This is a genomic window from Legionella resiliens, assembly GCF_021344005.1.
Taxonomy (GTDB): domain Bacteria; phylum Pseudomonadota; class Gammaproteobacteria; order Legionellales; family Legionellaceae; genus Legionella; species Legionella resiliens.
Window position 1 is genome coordinate 468,144 of the sequence record NZ_JAJTND010000001.1, and the last position, 17,130, is coordinate 485,273.

Consider the following 17,130-nt stretch of genomic DNA (forward strand, 5'->3'; position numbering starts at 1 on the left):
GTTGTCCTATACGAAGAACGAATTTTGGTTGACATTGCCATGACATGGTAAACGATAAATTCTTGGGAATCAAATGGGCATCACTCCTTTCAACAAAAGGTCAATCGAGTATGTGCTCGCCATTCTTGACTTCAAGCAAGATGGCCATGGTATAATAGCTTAACCCGATAGCAAGAGATTTTAGAACCAATGCTAACAGCATGGGAAGCATCCTGAAGCCGGCGTTGTGCAAGCCCACCTTGAGTGGGAAGCCTGAACCGACTCATCCGCTACCCACTTGAACTCCAGGGTTCATAATCCATGCCTGTCGGGCTATCTTCTCATTCAACTTATCCAAACAATAAGTAGGATTCCCAGCACGCATTACTTAAGCTTGCCCCACAAATTGTTCCACAATGTACTCGGCATTAGAAAATTAAAATTCCCTTTAACCAGGCTCTGTTTCCATTAACCTGTCACGGCTATAAAGCAAAAAATACGTAGGTTAATTCAGTTTTCTATAAGCTTAAGATTGGATAATAAATGGATAAATAAGTAATGTTTCCATTATGTTAAAAAAGGACGATTATGTTTTCAAGAACGATGAATAGATCCCGCATGCCCTATGTACGCCGCCATTCCATGTTTTCTCATAATGTACCCTCTTCTCACGTCCCTAATTTCAAAGGCAAAGAGCTACACCATGAAACTTTGGAAATAAGAAAGAGATTATTAGATGCTCTAACTCAAGAGCAATCACTAGGCTCAATGTTTAACGCATGGTTCAACAAACGACCCATAAAAAGCAGTTTATTTGATTTTCGAAAATATTTAACGCAAGACCAGGTTAAATTCGTAAACCTATTGGATGAGAGTTGTTATCAGCTGATCTTAGAGGAACATTTACCGATACTCGAGAAATTTTATAAAGCAAAACAACAAGAGCACACTTTTCTTGGAAATCTGTATCGTAAAATCACTTTTGAAGAGATGATATGTCGATTAATCAAAGCACGATATGAGGCTGCATATCAAGACGGTCGGCTGCTTTGTTATCGAGACGGTCATCACGAGTTAATTGAGCCTCTGCGCCATCTTTCTGATCGCGATAAACTATTAGCTGTTGGCACTCCAGAGGATAAAAGTAAATTATACGAACATTATTTAACCATGGAAGAAAGCGCATTATCCCACTTGGTTTCTGCCAATGGTTATTTTTTGCCCATTGAAAATGGAGTACGATATAGAAACAATGGAGTAGTTCCACATTACCGTTCGGGAAATGCTCTTCACGAATTAGAACAAGCGCATTTGGGACCAGTATTGATTAATTACGCAGTCGGCCCAGAGCTAAGAAATGGACAAAGTTTACACTATGATGCATTAATGTGCTTGGAATATGCTGATGAGAAACCAGGACACCCACATTATGATAGGCGAACGAAAGCGTTAAATCACCATGGTTTTGCGTCTGTGGCCCAAGATCTCTATGGGGATGAATACCCGCAAGGACCTAAGCCAAAGGAAGCATGCCAGTTAATTAAATTTAAATTGCCGCAGGGAGAGTATGGCTTTAAAGAGGCTAATTTCTATGTCAATGCATATAAAACCAGACTGAGACATACTCTGAAACAAACGCTTATGGCAAGCGATCTCTTGATGCCGGAGCCCGGTGTAATCAGACTAAAAGGTCTTGGTTTAGGTGCCTTTGGCATTAGTTCATTAGAGAGTATATTAGAATCCTTATATCTGGAAGTCTTGAATGAATTGTTAAGCACGTTGCCGCTTAAAAAAATTAATAAAGTTGAATTAATTAATTTTCCTTCCTTAATGAAACGCTTCGATATGCATCCAGACGATTTAGATTACTATATGAATTATGGCAAGGATATGAGTTACCCTGCACAGATAGAGCATCCTCGAATTAAGGTGGTTCAGAAATTGACCCCTTGTTTAAGCAATGCAGAGGAAGCTTATCTGGCGACGCAAATATGCGGTGATAGTATTAGCCGTCCTGGAAATGAAGGCGCGATAGGGTTGCCGCCCCATAGCAGCGATGAAGCATCTATGTATTATTCTTTAGCAGGAATGAATTCCATGCGGGAACAAACCAATGTACCGAATGAAGAATTAGTAGGTAAAATTATTGTTACAGATGGTGTACATTGCACAAAATTAGTGGATAAGCTAGAAGGTGAGCTAAGCCCATCCTCAAACTCCTCTATAAATCCTTCCCCTATTTAACTGCTGTCTCTTGAGCACATCTCTGCCCCCGGCTTGTCCCTGAGAGATGGTCACAAAAAGTGACCATCTCTCAGGCATAAAGCGCGGTACGTAGAGAAATTTAAAGCAGTACGTAGAGAAACTTAAGTGGTACATGAAAAATTTAAAAAACTGACGATCGTTCAGGGCTTGTCCGCGGGATCCAGTAGCTAAGAGCCTCTGGATCCCGCGGACAAGCCGGGGGTGGACTGGTTTTTCAGCGATGTAGAGAAGATTCGATTTAACTTAGGGAAATATCTGAACTTATTTGGTCCCTGTCACCTGTGTAAGCAGGGATCCATTTACAATGGTACATATCAAAAATGACTCAAGCTGCTGGCAAAGAATTACAAGTCAATCCCCGTATTAATGCAAAATTAACCCTTTCATTCGATCGTTAAATCGTCGTTCTTTACCCCTATAAAGTAAAAAATGCGTAGATCAATTCAAGTCCCTATAAGCTTTGTACTGGATAATAAATATACAGATTTAAACAATATAAATCTTAATATTTAAGCAATTATAGGAGAAGTAGTATGTTAGCTCGCTTTTTTTTACCCGTTAGACAAATGGGTCGACGTATAAGTCCGCGTAGTCACTTTTTTAGACCTAATACACGAATTGAAGGTTTTGATGAACGTTGGTGTAATGAGACAGAAGCCCTTTTACGATGTTATAATATGGAGCACGGGCTTCATCAGAGAAGTATTTCATATTCTCCCACTTCTGAATCCGAATCCGTACCTATTGCATCTGAACCTGGTCAGGCTGCATTTCGTGGATATCCTCTCCTCAACCTTTTTTTGAGTAGACAAGCAACAGACGGAGGTATATTTACTATCCCCACGTCACTCTCGGAGAAAGTGAAACCTCATCAAGATACTTTTAATATGTCTGAATATGCGAACGAGAGGGAACATGAAGCTCTTGTGCATTTAACTGGCCTCACTGAATATAGATCATTCACTCAATCCATCCCGGTTGCGTTAGCTTTCGGATTGTCTAAAGGTCCTGAAAATGGAGCTGTCGTTTTAGAACATTGGGCTAGCCAAGGAACTGCTTTATTAGCACCTTTATACGGGCCTGCATCGAAACTGGATTTTAATCAAGTGTATGGTCTATTGTATCAGCAAGAAGTTGCAGGTCCAATGCTTCCTTTCGGGCGACAAAAATGCACAACCATATTTTACAAAAAAGATGGTTGTCTCAATCCAGAAGCTGGCTTTAACATAATGTCACCTTTTAATTTGGATATGAATCAATTTTTGCAAGCCAATGGTGATCCAACTGCAGTAAGAATGATCCATGAATATGACCGAAAGGCACTTCAAGCATCAATCGAGTTCAGCGAACGCTATAGAGAGTTACTCGAGGGGCAAAGGAACAATGTGGGTAGGGATGAATTGTGTGTCCTCCATGAACGAGCGCATTGCGCCTTTCAAAAACTGCTGAACGTGGAAGAACAGTTTAGAAAATATATCGCTTCCAGCATAAAAATGCAGCAAGCACAAGGCAACTGTTTAATGACTCAAGTAGTTCCTCCTTCTGATGTATGCTTAAATGGTGGGCTCCGTTGGTACATGAGTGCACTATGCTATGCTAAAGGGAAATATTTTACCCCTGGAGACAACGAGTGTTCATTAGACGCAAAACAAGGTGATTTTATTTTAAGGTTACCTCAACAATCAGGAACTTGTGTTACAAAAACGTTCAGTATAGAAGAAGCGCTTGCTATTTTACCTCATATAATGTTCCCTGCTTTTGATTTGCTCTCTCCAGATGGTCGCTTTGATATCAATGAAGAGTTGCCTGCTCCTATAAAGCAATTACTCATTACTTCATTTATTTCACAGCTTATCCACAAAAAAGATCCGCACGTAGGTAATCTCAGATTTGAAATACCAAATGCATGTGAGGTTCGTAGTTTATGTGAACATGAAATTAATGATGCCCAATTAACCAGTCAAGGATACTACAGTTATGGATAAGTCGATTTTAACACAGATACTTAATGAGAAAGCGAACCCAGGTACAGTTTGTAGATTAAAAAGCTCCTTTGAGTGTCTGGAGAAAGCACAACATTATATGGATAGTGCGAATGCCGTACCAGGATTAATTGGGTATTTACTGCCCAGGTTAATAAAAGGGCAGGTACACTATAATGTACAATTAATGTTATACAATCAATTCGATAAAAAGCAATTTAAGGATTTTATAGAGACGTTTGAAAATGTTGAAATAATACCAACATCTTCTTGTGAACAGGAACAATAAGTTGAATGACCAAAGCATAAATCACAATAAATGGGATTTATGCTTTTCTCTTCTTCCAGGATCGATTGTCATTAAAACTCTACAACCTGTTTCCTCTTTCTTTAGAGAGGAAACAACTTCTCTACCAGTTTATATGATCCATTACTGGCCTATTAGGTTATCTGTTTATTAATTGCTCTTTTAATAAAAGATACTCATCTCGAACCTTGGCTGCCGCTTCAAACTCCATATTTTTTGCATGCAAATACATTTGTTTTTCCAATGTATTAATGTGTTTCACTAATTCCTGTGTTGACCAATGTACGTATTCCGGGCTTGGTTCGGCAACTGCAGCATTACGTTTTCCGTGATAAGCACCTTCCATGATATCGCTTATGGACTTATTAATCCCTTTGGGTGTGATTCCATGTGCTTCGTTAAATGCTTTTTGCTTCTCACGTCTTCGGTCAGTCTCCTCCAAGGCTCTTTGCATGGAGCCAGTCATCTTATCAGCATAAAGAATGGCACGTCCTTTCATGTTACGTGCTGCACGCCCTATAGTTTGGATCAAAGAACGGTCGGAACGTAAAAAACCCTCTTTATCTGCATCAAGAATAGCAACTAAGGAGACTTCTGGCATATCCAAACCTTCACGTAACAAATTGATCCCCACCAAAACATCAAAGACTCCCAGACGCAGATCACGAATAATTTCAACCCGCTCAACAGTATCGATATCCGAATGCAAATAGCGTACTTTAATGCCATGTTCATTCAAATAGTCGGTTAAATCCTCTGCCATTCGTTTCGTTAAAGTGGTCACTAAAACTCGTCCATTTTGTTGGCTCACGTAACGAATTTCTGACATTAAATCATCGACCTGGGTGCGTACAGGTCGAATTTCTACTTCCGGGTCGACAAGACCTGTGGGACGCACTACCTGTTCGGCTATATTATCAGAATGTTCTTGCTCATAAGGACCTGGGGTTGCTGAAATGTAGATCGTTTGTGGCGAACGCCCTTCAAACTCTTCAAAGCGTAACGGCCGGTTATCCAAAGCCGAAGGAAGCCTAAAACCGTACTGAACCAATGTTTCCTTGCGGGAGCGGTCCCCTCGGTACATCCCACCAATTTGGGGGACAGTGACATGGGATTCATCAATAATCAGCAATGCTTCATCTGGCAAATAGTCAAATAAAGTTGGAGGGGGTTCACCCGCCTCACGCGCCGATAAATAACGGGAATAGTTTTCAATGCCCGAGCAATAACCCAACTCCAGCATCATTTCCATATCAAAAACAGTCCGTTGCTCTAAACGCTGTGCTTCGACTAATTTATTCTGCTCCTTAAACTCAGCCAGGCGCTCTTGCAATTCTTCTTTGACCCAATCTACAGTTTGCAAAATACGATCACGTGGTGTCACGTAATGGGTTTTAGGAAAAATAGTGATCCGGGGTACACGTCGCAGAATTTCCCCAGTAAGTGGGTCAAACTGAGCAATGTTTTCCACCTCGTCATCAAATAATTCGATGCGTATTGCATCTCGCTCCGAGTCGGCAGGAAAAATATCAATAATATCTCCATGCACGCGAAACTGGCCACGCTCCAGGGATAAGTTACTGCGAGTGTACTGCATTTCAGCAAGTCGTCTTAAAATTTTACGCTGATCGGATTGTTCTCCACGGGAAAGATGTAATACCATACGTAAATAGGAATCAGGATCACCCAAACCATAAATGGCAGAAACTGTTGCGACAATAATCGCATCTTTACGTTCAATTAAGGCTTTGGTTGCAGACAAACGCATCTGTTCTATGTGCTCATTGATGGATGAATCTTTTTCAATAAAAGTATCCGAAGCAGGCACATAAGCTTCTGGCTGATAATAATCATAGTAGGAAACGAAATATTCCACCGCATTGTCAGGGAAATATGCTTTAAATTCGCCATAAAGTTGAGCAGCAAGCGTTTTGTTGGGAGCCATGATCAAAGCGGGACGGCGCATGGCTTGAATAACATGTGCTATAGTAAAAGTCTTGCCCGAACCAGTAACCCCTAAAAGGGTTTGTTTGGATAAACCTGATTTCAGGCCGTCAATTAATGAGGCTATGGCGGTCGGCTGGTCGCCAGCGGGCTTATAATCGGCATATATTTTAAATAAATCTTTCATATCTTATTAGTATATCTCACAGGAGCAACAAATGGATATCGCATTAGCAAAACGCGTGCAAAAAGTTAAGCCTTCACCTACTTTGGCTGTAGCAGCAAAGGCTACCCAAATGCGTGCTCAAGGGCATGATGTCATTAATCTGGGTACTGGTGAACCTGATTTTGACACACCCAATTACATTAAAGAAGCGGCTATCGCTGCCATTAATCAAGGCTACACCAAGTATACAGCTGTTGATGGCATACCCGAGCTTAAAGAAGCCGTTAAAAATAAATTCAAAAAAGATAATGGTCTTGATTATCAAGCCAATCAAATTTTAGTTTCAGTGGGCGGCAAACAAAGCTGTTACAATCTCTGCCAAGCCCTGCTTAATCCAGGTGATGAAGTGATTATTCCTGCGCCATACTGGGTTTCTTACCCCGATATGGTCTTATTGGCTGATGCAATACCGGTGATTATTTCTACAACCCCAGCACAACGTTATAAAATCAATGCGCAACAACTCGAAGAAGCAATCACCCCCAAAACGCGCATGATCTTTTTAAATAGTCCTTCCAATCCATCAGGGGTAGCGTACACCTTAGATGAATTAAAGGCTTTAGGTGAAGTCTTAAAAAAACATCCACAGATTGTTATTGCTACCGATGATATGTACGAACATATTCTCTGGAGCCAACCCTTTGCTAACATTCTTAATGCATGTCCCGAACTATATGACCGAACCATTGTCTTAAATGGTGTCTCCAAAGCGTATGCCATGACCGGTTGGCGCATCGGTTATGCAGCAGGCCCCGCTCCATTAATGAATGCGATGAAAACCATCCAGTCTCAATCGACCTCAAATCCTTGTTCCATCGCCCAAAGAGCAGCTGTAGCCGCACTAACAGGCGGCAATGAGAGTGTCATAGAAATGGTAAAAGCCTTTCGTCAAAGACATGACTTTGTGGCCTCCCGATTGCAAGAAATCTCTGGAGTAGAGGTAATTCCAGCCGATGGTACTTTTTATATTTTCCCAAGTGTTCAAGCAATCATAGAAAAGCGTGGCTATGCCAATGACCTTGAGTTTTCCGAAAAGCTGTTAGTCGAAGCCGGCGTTGCTTTAGTACCCGGATCTGCATTTGGCAATGAAGGCTGCATTCGTTTATCCTTCGCAACCAGTATGGAAACATTACAAGATGCCCTGAACCGCTTACAACGTTTTTGCAGTTAAAAGAAGCAAGGACACCTTCTCTTTTTAGAAGAAAAGGTGTCCATTAGAAGCGACAGCGAATAGGATACCCCTAAATAAAGCAGATTTTAAAAAATTATTAGTAAATCTACTTGACCCTCAATCAGAATCGTTTTAAGATTCCGACCCTATTCCCCGGTAGCTCAGTCGGTAGAGCGGATGACTGTTAATCATTAGGTCACAAGTTCGAGTCTTGTCCGGGGAGCCAATTAAATCAAGGCTTCTTGCGTCTCCCCTCTAAAAATTAAATTCTGCGTGTCGAATATGTGTCGAAGTTTGGGATGGTCTTTTAGTACTATAATCCATTAAACTGTAATGTCTTCTTGATTAAATCCAAATTGCTGATAAACATTTTTTATACGACTGTCTATTTTTTGTTTTAGAGCTTTATCTTTTAAAGCATCTCGAAAAAAAGTCCTTAGCCCGTCAAGGTGCATCAATGGGGTCAGGCCTTGAATTGTGAATTGTACCGGTTTTTTATTGGCACGTGGTTGTAATTCAAAATTCAAGGCCTGACCCCACAGGTGTTCGCTTAATAAAACATCCAAGTGGAATATTAGATTTAAGTTAATTCGTTTAAAAGGAATCGCGATTTTACCTACTCGTAATAGTCTTCTTACATAAGTATAAGAAATTTGAATACATCTTATACAAATAATCAATTTCAGAGATAATCAAGAGCAGCGTATGATTACAACGTTTTAACTAAGGTAGAAGTTTAATGCTTTCTAAACTTGATCAAAAATCAGAATCTTCTGAGAAACAACACCCACACGCAGTAATAATACCTTTGAATTTATGGACTGAACATGATGTATTCAACCATGCTATCACTGAAACACAGATTGAGCTAATGCAAGCGCCCCTTACTAAGCTTTTGGACTATCGGAAATTAATTAAAAAAGTTTATCAAAATACAGCCTCATCTAAAGAAGAACAGGATCGATTAAATAGGGCCACGTGGGTATGCATAGCATTGGGTCATCCAGAGGCTACTTCTGAGGAGTTATGGAAAATAGGTGGAACACTCACAGTTTCCGATGAGGATATGCTTTTTCTTGCCTCAGCAATAGGAAATTTATCTCTGGTTAAAGCTATAACAAGTAAGTTTCATCTTGATAAACTATTAGTCATGTTCAGTTACCATGCTTATAAGCCGTTCCGTAGTACGGCTGCAAATGGTCATTTAGCGATACTAAAGCATTTTGAGGATTTAGAAGATAAAAGAAGTAGATCGGTAAAAAGAGACTATGATATCTATAGCTGGGCGCTTAAAGAGGCAGCTGAAAACGGCCAGATCGAGACATTTAGATATCTTGAAAAAAAAGCGTTTTATCCTAAATTTACATTTTTTGAATATATGGCTTACTTCTTTCAATTTATTTTTGATAACCTAAGATTGAGTTTAACCTTTTCTCTACCCTATTTACCTTATCAGATGGAGGAAAAGAGGAAACGTGACTACTATTCTGAATCTTTTGAGCTCGCTGCTATAAAGGGACATCTTAATCTACTGATACACATTAAGGAGCAACAACCATCACTCAGGGTGGACAACAAATACCATACTTATTACCAGGCTGCTATAAATGGTCATCTCGATGTACTCCAATTCATGGATAAACAAGCACCCCAGTTGGTGGAAAACCTGATCAAGGTCGATGGGCATTTGACTTTTATGCTTTTATGCAAGGCCAGCGAAAATGGGCATATTAAGGTAATAAATCACCTTCTTACTCACCCTGAATTTTTTAAGTTTGCAGATGATGCATTGACGTTCCATGAATATACCTCTCCTTTTGTAGTGCACAAACTTGCTGATTTAAAAGCTGCAAGACGAGCACTTAAAAAAATAAACCCACATGCTATTTTTGATCTTACTGAGGCTCATGAAATCAAATCTTGCTTTTACATAATATGTAATCTTATTAGACGCGATGACCATAGACTTAATGATGATTTATGTTTTTTATTACGGATCCCCGCTGTTAAAACACTGGTAGACACTGCAGCGACATCTAATCAGCCAAATAAGCTTCTCCAATTAGCCATCAAGAAATTCAATCAATTAACCGTACAAGAAAACGAGGAAAAACAAGATGTTGATTTGATAGGTAATCTCAATTCCTCACCAGAACAACATGGTAAGACAGCTCACCTTGGGGTATTTGCTCATAAAAAAGAACCGATTATCTCATCAACTCAGCCATCAATAAATCAAACACCATCTTGTTTGTAAACATAAATCTAATGGTATAATTCATTTTATGCCATTAGCCAGCAAGCGTAGATACTGTCTGGGCTTAACAGCCCAGCCTATAGTTTGATTTTTTATATCTACTCGATTTCATTGTCCACAGATCCCTCTTATTAATTTAAGGCTTTGCAGAATAGTGGAATTCTTCTTTTTGTTTTACGAGCATGGACTTATGGCTTTCCATGTAAGTCTCGATAATTTGAAATTTTAATTTATCTAGCCCAATCTCTTCTTTCGCGGATGTTTCGATATAAACTGTATAGAAACTTTCTGCTAGTTCTGTTGCCTCTTGCTTGCTTACTTGTCGCGCCGAATCAGCATCGCCTTTTAATCCTACGAATAAAAACCTGAATCGAGGATTATATTCGTTATATCGAAAAAGATCCTCGTACCAGAATCTTAAATGATTAAAACTCTCGCGAGAACTAATATCAAAGCACAGAAGATGAATTTTATCTCCCATATATTGCTTTCTATAATAAGGAGCCGCGTTATGAGTCATTGGATAATCGCGTCCTTGAACTAAAGGGCTTTGATAACGCAATAACAGTGATCCATATTTTTTATCATTCCGAACATGACTTTTCTCAATCTGTGTCATATTCGAATCAATAAATTTGTTTTCGGCAAGCCGACAGATTAGGCTTTTAATGCCAATATCTGTATCACCAATCAGATTAACAATGATTGGGGTTATGCTTTTTTCAAAAGAAGTCTTCCAATTTGCTCTGGGAATCTCTGTTATTTTTCTAAAAAACTGGCCTGTTTCTGAGAGTCTGCATAGATCGTTTGGTTTGAAAAAAGAAGTAACATATGCTGTAATTTCTCTAGGTAATTTACTAAAACTACCAGCCCTAATTGTAATTAATTCGTTTTGTATTTCTTGAGGCAACTCTCGCTCAATGACTTTTTGTTTTTGTTGAATTGCCAGAGTCAATTCGGCAATGTATTTTTTTAATCCCACTTTAAATTGTTTGATCGTGGGGGAGCCAGTAAGAGTTGAAGTAAATTGGGTCACCAAAGATTTTTCTTCAGACTGCAGTGAGCTAAAGGTTTTCGCGAGAAGCATACTATATTGCTTCTTGAAAACCGTTTGAGATGAAACAGGGCAGCTTAGATCAATGATGTCAACCAGTAGTTTTTCTACTCGCATCCCTATCTCGGCACTCAGGGACTTAAAAGCTGATTTGTTATCTTTTTGTTGCTTTAGCTCCTTTAGCATTTCTTGTAAATTGTTCACAAGTCCCGTATGTTCTTCCAATACTTGTTTAATTTTTAATAATTGACTAATTCCATTAGGCTCATGAGGGCTTTGCGAATCAAATCTGCGTAAATAGTCATAGGATTGTTCTAATAGTAAATAGATCGCATGAATAAGATTAATTTGTTCTTGAAAGTAGGTAATGCGTGAGTTCATATTTTTTTCTAAATAATTAATAAGTTAATTGTTAGTTAAAATATAATTCATTTTGGAAGCATGTCACATGCGTAATATTACCCACGCGCTTGTGTTTTTGGTAAACATAACTTAAGTTGGGTAATTTCTATGTTGGAGCTGGAAGGGGACAATTCAAGCCATTAATTTTAAAGCAATTTGGCTTTTAGAAAAACAACCAAACTTTTCGCGTAAATTTTCAAAATGCCGTTCAATAGTTCGTCTGGATACATTCAGTAGTTTTGCCGTTTCATCAGAGGTTTTTCCTTTGAAATACCAAAATAATACTTCTTTTTCGCGAGGAGTAATTTGAATTTTAGATTCTAATGAATAAAAAGTTGCTGGCAAAGTGTGCTCTATAAAATTATTGTGTCTCAATGTTAAATCCCATAAATTAGTAAATTCAGAATATTGATCTTCTTGAAGATGGCTTTGGTTTATTTTATTACGAATGGGCGCAATTTGGTTTTCAAAATAGAGGTTAAATTTTTTAAATACGTTGAGATTATTTAAATAAACATGGTTCATATCCTGCTTTCCAAGCGGTGCATCAAAAGAATACAATCTAATGGTGTAATTATCAGCAATTTCTAATATCCGAAACGAATGTCCATAATCGAAATGATTAAGTAATTGAAATACAGGTAAACTATATTGTTTGTATTCATCTTGATAAACGTCAATTAGATAAAACCCGGTTTTAGGATAAGTTTTTAAAATACTAGTAGGTGCATTATTAACCAATTGTTGGTTAATACACTTCTCCAAATAATTACGGTCGCTTCCTAACCAAATCAAATTACCTTGATTATTTATTTCGACATAGCTGAAATGATTAATACCTATTACCTTAAACAGATCGTTACAAATCTGATTAACCAAATCGGTATAATTTATTAATTCGATAGTACTCATTCAGGGTTATTCAAAAGCATGGGTCATCACATCAAAAAGGACAATAATCTAACATTCAGACCAAAATAAAACAATCATGCGCCACATTTCTAGCTTTGATATATAGCTGTCAAATAGGTTAGATCGTATTAGCCTTACAAGTCCAATTTAAAGATAGGCCCAGCTATGTCCATGTATTTTGAGATATCACAAACATTGGTAGAAAATAAGCACGATAGCGATTAAATTAATACATTAAATATTTTTTTAAACTATTTATGTAAATTATTTACATAACCCGAGGAATCAATTAACCTAAATAACGTACAAATTGTATTGTAAATGCAACAAAAGGAGTTATTTATGTTTTTAAAAGGAGCTTTCTCTACTGGGTTTACCTGGAATCACGATTTATCAATCCGAGATAATGTGTGTCACGTGATTAATGATTACCTTCCTTATCGATTTAATGCACTCACGCAAAAAACCCACTTAATTGAAGCAAGGGATCTAATTACTTACTTAGAAACCCATCCAAAGACTACAGATTGTGAAATTTATTTGTATATTCAAGCGAGGAGGCAAGAATTGAGTGATGAAAATGGCGAGTATAAAAAAAGATTAAATTTTTGTGTACAAAAAATGGAAGAGCAGAATATTCTGCTCAAAACTTTAGGCTCGGCTGGACAAGCTTATAAATCTGTTTTTGGTGCGCCATGAATCAGTTTAAAAGGCGTTAACTGAAGCAGATGAATGGAACTTGCACTTCTAAGCTTCATACCATTGAGCTGCTGCCCAAATAGGGCTAGTTATTATGATGTGAACCTGTGTTCAGTATGGGGGACACAATATGGTCGAAGAAATGAGTCCGCTTTTCAATTTCTTCACCATATATTTTTGCTACAAGTGCTGGATCATTTTTAAATTCACCACAACCCCAAGCACCTAAAATCAGTGTTTTCCTTCAAGAATTAATGTATTAAGTTGCGCTGCAATGCCATCAGTTGCTACGTACCGCGCTTTATGCGCGGTATCCAGGGGATCTTGCTATAGAAGTGCTCAGCGGCATCTTAAAATATCGCTTTGGATACCGCGCATAAAGCGCGGTACGTAGAGAAATTTAAAATGAAAAACTGACGATCCCTCAGGTCATTTTGACCCAACTTATCGGGACAAACTGCTCAATCAATTTTAAATGGGCCATAAATGCATTTACATGAGGTTAAGAGTCCTATCTAGAACATGTGTATTTCCAAGTTTCATACCGTCGAGGTGTTGAGCAAAAATCCCATGGTTGTCATGTAAACCTGTGTTCAATATGGGGAATACAATATGGTCGAAAAAATGAGTTCGTTTTTCAATTTCTTCACTATATATCTGTGCCACTATTTTTGGATCATTTTTAAACTCCCCACAGCCCCAAGCACCTAAAATGATATTGCGCTGTCCTTCAAGGATTAAGGTGTCGAGTTGGGCTGCAATACGTCGGCGCAAATCTGCCGTGTAGTTTCTTAGAGTTTCAGGATCTAATGCTTGAGGCGCAGAAGAAAGCTCTGGAGCAGCTGATCTTAATTCATAGAATGGAAAAATATCGGATTGGGAAAGAAAAGTATAACTCAGCCCGCTGTCAGCTAGAGGTTTATTTGAGGTAAAGTCATCGAAACCACTGGTGATAAGTTTTACTTCTGGTCCCCGGAAACATACCCTGGGTTCTCGGTTAAATAATACTTTATATACTATGGAATCTGTTTCCCCTCGGTGTTTTCTTAAAGCCTCACATTCCTCATCGGTCATTTTTAACTTGGCTTCTAACAGCTTTCTTGTCGTTTCATTGTAGCGAAATGTCTTAGAGTCTTCATCTAAATAAACGATTTTGTCCAGTAACGATTGAGCACAGTTACTTCGATGCCACATATTTTCTTCTTGGGCACTTCCTCCTTCCAAAGCGGCGCCCCCAGGGAAAACTGAATTTGCCATATTCAGCACGGTATAAGGCACGCCATGTTTTTGGGTTGCTTCGAGTGTTGCAAGCCCCCAATCTTTATGAAGTACTTCAACCGACTTCGGTAAAGATAACTTTTTCTTGTTCCATTGGTTTAAATTTAATTGTGCCTGTTTTTGTAATTCCATGGCTTTATTCGCATCAGTAATCCAATCTAAGGTTTGTGCCATGCTTTTATGCCGCCACCTGCTTCCAGAGATGGAGCCTGAAAAAAGATTGGGCTTATGTGCGGCATGGACTTCTTTAATTAATGAAGGGGAGTGGGGCCTAAATAATTTTAAAAACATCGTTCTATCCTTAAGTGGCACTTATACTCTATCTTCAACAGCGATACTTCTTAAAAACTTGATAAATAAGTTATTTAAGATCTCACCTAATTTATAGAGTACAGTAGGGTAAATTCCGTAGGCACAACAGCTTCGAGTGGTATCAGATTAAAATATTCCTTGTATGCAAAATATCACTCTGATTTTTGTTTTTTGATATAAGTTTGAACATGCAACAAGTCAGGTTTTACGTTCCAATAGCAATATTCTAAGCAATTGTATCCCTTCTTTTACTTCTTGACTTAACATTGAATCAGTTGAGTCAAAATCAGTAAACCAGAGTGCTCAAAAAAAGTCAACTTTGTTCGTAGAAAAAAAATGAAGTCAAATCTTGATTCCATTTCTCTTATATCTGTTATTGAAGACGACTATTTATATGCCATCTTCATCGCTCAACAACAGTGTAAGTTTTATAGCCCAGCTTGGGTCGCCGTTATCTTCAATTAACCAAGCGGCCATCAAAACCAATCGCACAAAAACCCAATCTTTGATTCGTTGAGCATCCAGATTTGATTTTTTTGCCAGTAAGTCAATTCGCTCCGCAAATATTTTTTTTACATTAACTGCAGTTGCAAGCTCAGGAATGTACATAAAATCAAAGGCTGCAATTTCAAATTCTGCCTCGCCAACCACACCTTTAGGATCAATAGCCAACCATTCATTACCATGTTTTAAAATGTTGTCATGATGCAAATCACCATGTAGGAAAATAGGTGACTTCAGTGAGGAGAGTAATTGATTCCTCAACCCAATCGCTCTATTTAATACAGGTGCAGGAATTTGTTTTGATGTAGGTGTATCAAGTGCCTTTAGCCAATCAGCAATATGAGGATAATTCTGCTTTTTGGGTAGATGCTTATTATGAAGCTTTTGTATGGTCGATACGTAACAATCCATCACATAATCGATTTGAGTAGGATATAAGGACTTAAGCGTAATGCCAGGAATCGCTTGTTGCAATAATAATGCATTATAGGTGCTGTTATAATCAATAAGCTTGATTGAGCCTCGGGCGTCAAGATTCTTCAAAGCCTGTTTTTCATTTACACTACTTTTTTTATCACAGCTAATTTTTAAAACGACAGGCTGATTGAGATTTAAAATTGCTTTGGCAACATAATTGAACGTCATGTTGGGAACAGGGATTACCTGGCTTAAGTTCCAGTAATCTGTGAGTGACGCCACAGTAGCAGGCAAATTAGCAATCCATTTTTCCCCTTTTTCCCCATATATATTTGTTATGTTTTGCTTTAGTTTTTTCATTTTAATCCCCTGCACAAAACATAAACTAAATTTGGCTATTAAATCTAAAAATATTTTTTTTACTGTGGTTTAAATGCGCGATTTCACGAGTATATTCGATAAAGTTATTCCCACAATAATGTTTAATTGTGGCTCTCCAGAATCGATAAGCGCCTTCATTACCAGGTATAACCATTATCTCCCATGTACCAGGAAATTTCTTAAAACATTGCTCTGCAACATATCGGCCAATACCTTTATTTTTGAATTTTCGTACAATAAAAAATTGCGCCATATTAAAGTCAATTCCAGACTCACTTCCCTTTTTATCCACGATAACAAAACCAACCAGTTCGTTTTCATAACGTACTACATACGGGAATGAGTTTTTGTCTTCCCAATATTTTTTAAAATCAATGCACTCATACAAACCATCTTCTGGAATTTCCCAGCCTGCTAGGTTGCCAAGATATTCACTCATGTCATATACGTAAAACCTACCTAGATTTTGCATAGCAGGATAATCTTCTAAAGTCGCAGGAATAAGTTTAATATTGTTGTAATCAATACATGACTTATGAATTTCGTACATTGCTACTTCGTTGTTCCAGTAATTCGCACGCCCCACATAATTCATTCGTGCTTTTTCCAATACTTTGCGAGAACGCTCGTTGTCCGGATGAATAATGCCAACAAGTTTTTTAACCGGTAAGTGCTCAAATCCCCAATGAATAAGTGCTTTTGCAAGCTCCATACCATAACCTTTATTCCAGGATGTTTTAGTCAACGCATAGCCCACTTCAATATCAGGCTGACTGTCATCATAAGCAAGATAAATTAACCCTGCTCGACCAACAAATATCCCGCTTTCTTTTTCAAATGCACAGCCAAGACTAAAATTATATTTTTCATAGTGCTTAATTGCTTTCTCTAAGCCAGCCATTACCTCAGCGTGTGTGCGTACTCCCTGGCCAATATATTTCATTACCTCAGCATCGGATTGTAAAGCGTATAAATTATTAAAATCTGTCAATGCAGGCGTATTAATAATTAAGTTTTTTGTTTCTAAAAAAAGACTCATA

General features: G+C 38.2%; 13 protein-coding genes, 1 tRNA gene and 1 other RNA gene. 8 read left to right on the plus strand and 7 right to left on the minus strand.

Features of this window, described 5'->3' with window-relative positions:
• Nucleotides 1-158: 158 nt before the first annotated feature.
• The 4 genes from ssrS (at nucleotide 159) to LXO92_RS02015 (ending at nucleotide 4,515) form a co-directional block, all read left to right on the plus strand.
• Nucleotides 159-318, plus strand: a non-coding RNA gene (gene ssrS, locus LXO92_RS02000) — 6S RNA.
• A 249-nt stretch (nucleotides 319-567) separates the two neighbouring features.
• Nucleotides 568-2,223: a hypothetical protein gene (locus LXO92_RS02005; protein ID WP_182351089.1), complete on the plus strand. Its 1,656-nt coding sequence runs from the start codon at nucleotides 568-570 to the stop codon at nucleotides 2,221-2,223.
• 554 nt (nucleotides 2,224-2,777) lie between these two features.
• A complete protein-coding gene (locus tag LXO92_RS02010) occupies nucleotides 2,778-4,229 on the plus strand; it encodes a hypothetical protein (RefSeq protein ID WP_182351090.1) in 1,452 nt (483 codons plus the stop codon).
• Complete coding sequence (locus LXO92_RS02015) at nucleotides 4,222-4,515, plus strand: hypothetical protein (RefSeq protein ID WP_182351091.1); 294 nt, start codon at nucleotides 4,222-4,224, stop codon at nucleotides 4,513-4,515. The genes LXO92_RS02010 and LXO92_RS02015 overlap by 8 nt, the downstream gene beginning before the upstream one ends.
• 157 nt (nucleotides 4,516-4,672) lie before the next feature.
• Here LXO92_RS02015 and uvrB read toward each other — a convergent pair whose 3' ends face one another.
• Nucleotides 4,673-6,664: an excinuclease ABC subunit UvrB gene (uvrB, locus tag LXO92_RS02020; protein ID WP_182351092.1), complete on the minus strand. Its 1,992-nt coding sequence runs from the start codon at nucleotides 6,662-6,664 to the stop codon at nucleotides 4,673-4,675.
• 31 nt (nucleotides 6,665-6,695) lie between these two features.
• Here uvrB and LXO92_RS02025 point away from each other — a divergent pair, with 31 nt between their 5' ends.
• The gene (locus tag LXO92_RS02025) at nucleotides 6,696-7,874 is read left to right on the plus strand and encodes a pyridoxal phosphate-dependent aminotransferase (protein ID WP_182351093.1); all 1,179 of its coding nucleotides are present in this window, start codon (nucleotides 6,696-6,698) and stop codon (nucleotides 7,872-7,874) included.
• Nucleotides 7,875-8,024: 150 nt separating this feature from the next.
• Nucleotides 8,025-8,100, plus strand: a tRNA-Asn gene (locus LXO92_RS02030).
• 97 nt (nucleotides 8,101-8,197) lie between these two features.
• On the opposite strand, the gene LXO92_RS02035 is transcribed toward LXO92_RS02030, so the two are convergent.
• A complete protein-coding gene (locus tag LXO92_RS02035) occupies nucleotides 8,198-8,401 on the minus strand; it encodes a hypothetical protein (protein WP_232890323.1) in 204 nt (67 codons plus the stop codon).
• Between the two features lie 212 nt (nucleotides 8,402-8,613).
• On the opposite strand from LXO92_RS02035, the gene LXO92_RS02040 reads away from it, so the two are divergent.
• Nucleotides 8,614-10,131: a hypothetical protein gene (locus LXO92_RS02040; protein WP_232890324.1), complete on the plus strand. Its 1,518-nt coding sequence runs from the start codon at nucleotides 8,614-8,616 to the stop codon at nucleotides 10,129-10,131.
• Nucleotides 10,132-10,267: 136 nt separating this feature from the next.
• Here LXO92_RS02040 and LXO92_RS02045 read toward each other — a convergent pair whose 3' ends face one another.
• On the minus strand, nucleotides 10,268-11,566 hold the full coding sequence (locus LXO92_RS02045) for a hypothetical protein (RefSeq protein ID WP_232890325.1): 1,299 nt from the start codon (nucleotides 11,564-11,566) through the stop codon (nucleotides 10,268-10,270).
• Nucleotides 11,567-11,719: 153 nt separating this feature from the next.
• Nucleotides 11,720-12,499: a helix-turn-helix transcriptional regulator gene (locus LXO92_RS02050; protein WP_182351097.1), complete on the minus strand. Its 780-nt coding sequence runs from the start codon at nucleotides 12,497-12,499 to the stop codon at nucleotides 11,720-11,722.
• A gap of 342 nt (nucleotides 12,500-12,841) precedes the next feature.
• On the opposite strand from LXO92_RS02050, the gene LXO92_RS02055 reads away from it, so the two are divergent.
• A complete protein-coding gene (locus tag LXO92_RS02055; protein WP_182351098.1) occupies nucleotides 12,842-13,198 on the plus strand; it encodes a hypothetical protein in 357 nt (118 codons plus the stop codon).
• A 492-nt stretch (nucleotides 13,199-13,690) separates the two neighbouring features.
• On the opposite strand, the gene LXO92_RS02060 is transcribed toward LXO92_RS02055, so the two are convergent.
• The 3 genes from LXO92_RS02060 to LXO92_RS02070 form a co-directional block, all read right to left on the minus strand.
• Entirely contained in the window at nucleotides 13,691-14,767 is a 1,077-nt protein-coding gene (locus tag LXO92_RS02060; protein ID WP_182351099.1) for a poly(ADP-ribose) glycohydrolase domain-containing protein, read from the minus strand.
• Nucleotides 14,768-15,178: 411 nt separating this feature from the next.
• Nucleotides 15,179-16,069 (minus strand): aminoglycoside phosphotransferase family protein, encoded by an 891-nt coding sequence (locus tag LXO92_RS02065; protein WP_182351100.1) that lies wholly within the window; start codon nucleotides 16,067-16,069, stop codon nucleotides 15,179-15,181.
• Between the two features lie 25 nt (nucleotides 16,070-16,094).
• Nucleotides 16,095-17,129 (minus strand): GNAT family N-acetyltransferase, encoded by a 1,035-nt coding sequence (locus LXO92_RS02070; protein ID WP_182351101.1) that lies wholly within the window; start codon nucleotides 17,127-17,129, stop codon nucleotides 16,095-16,097.
• Nucleotide 17,130: the final 1 nt, after the last annotated feature.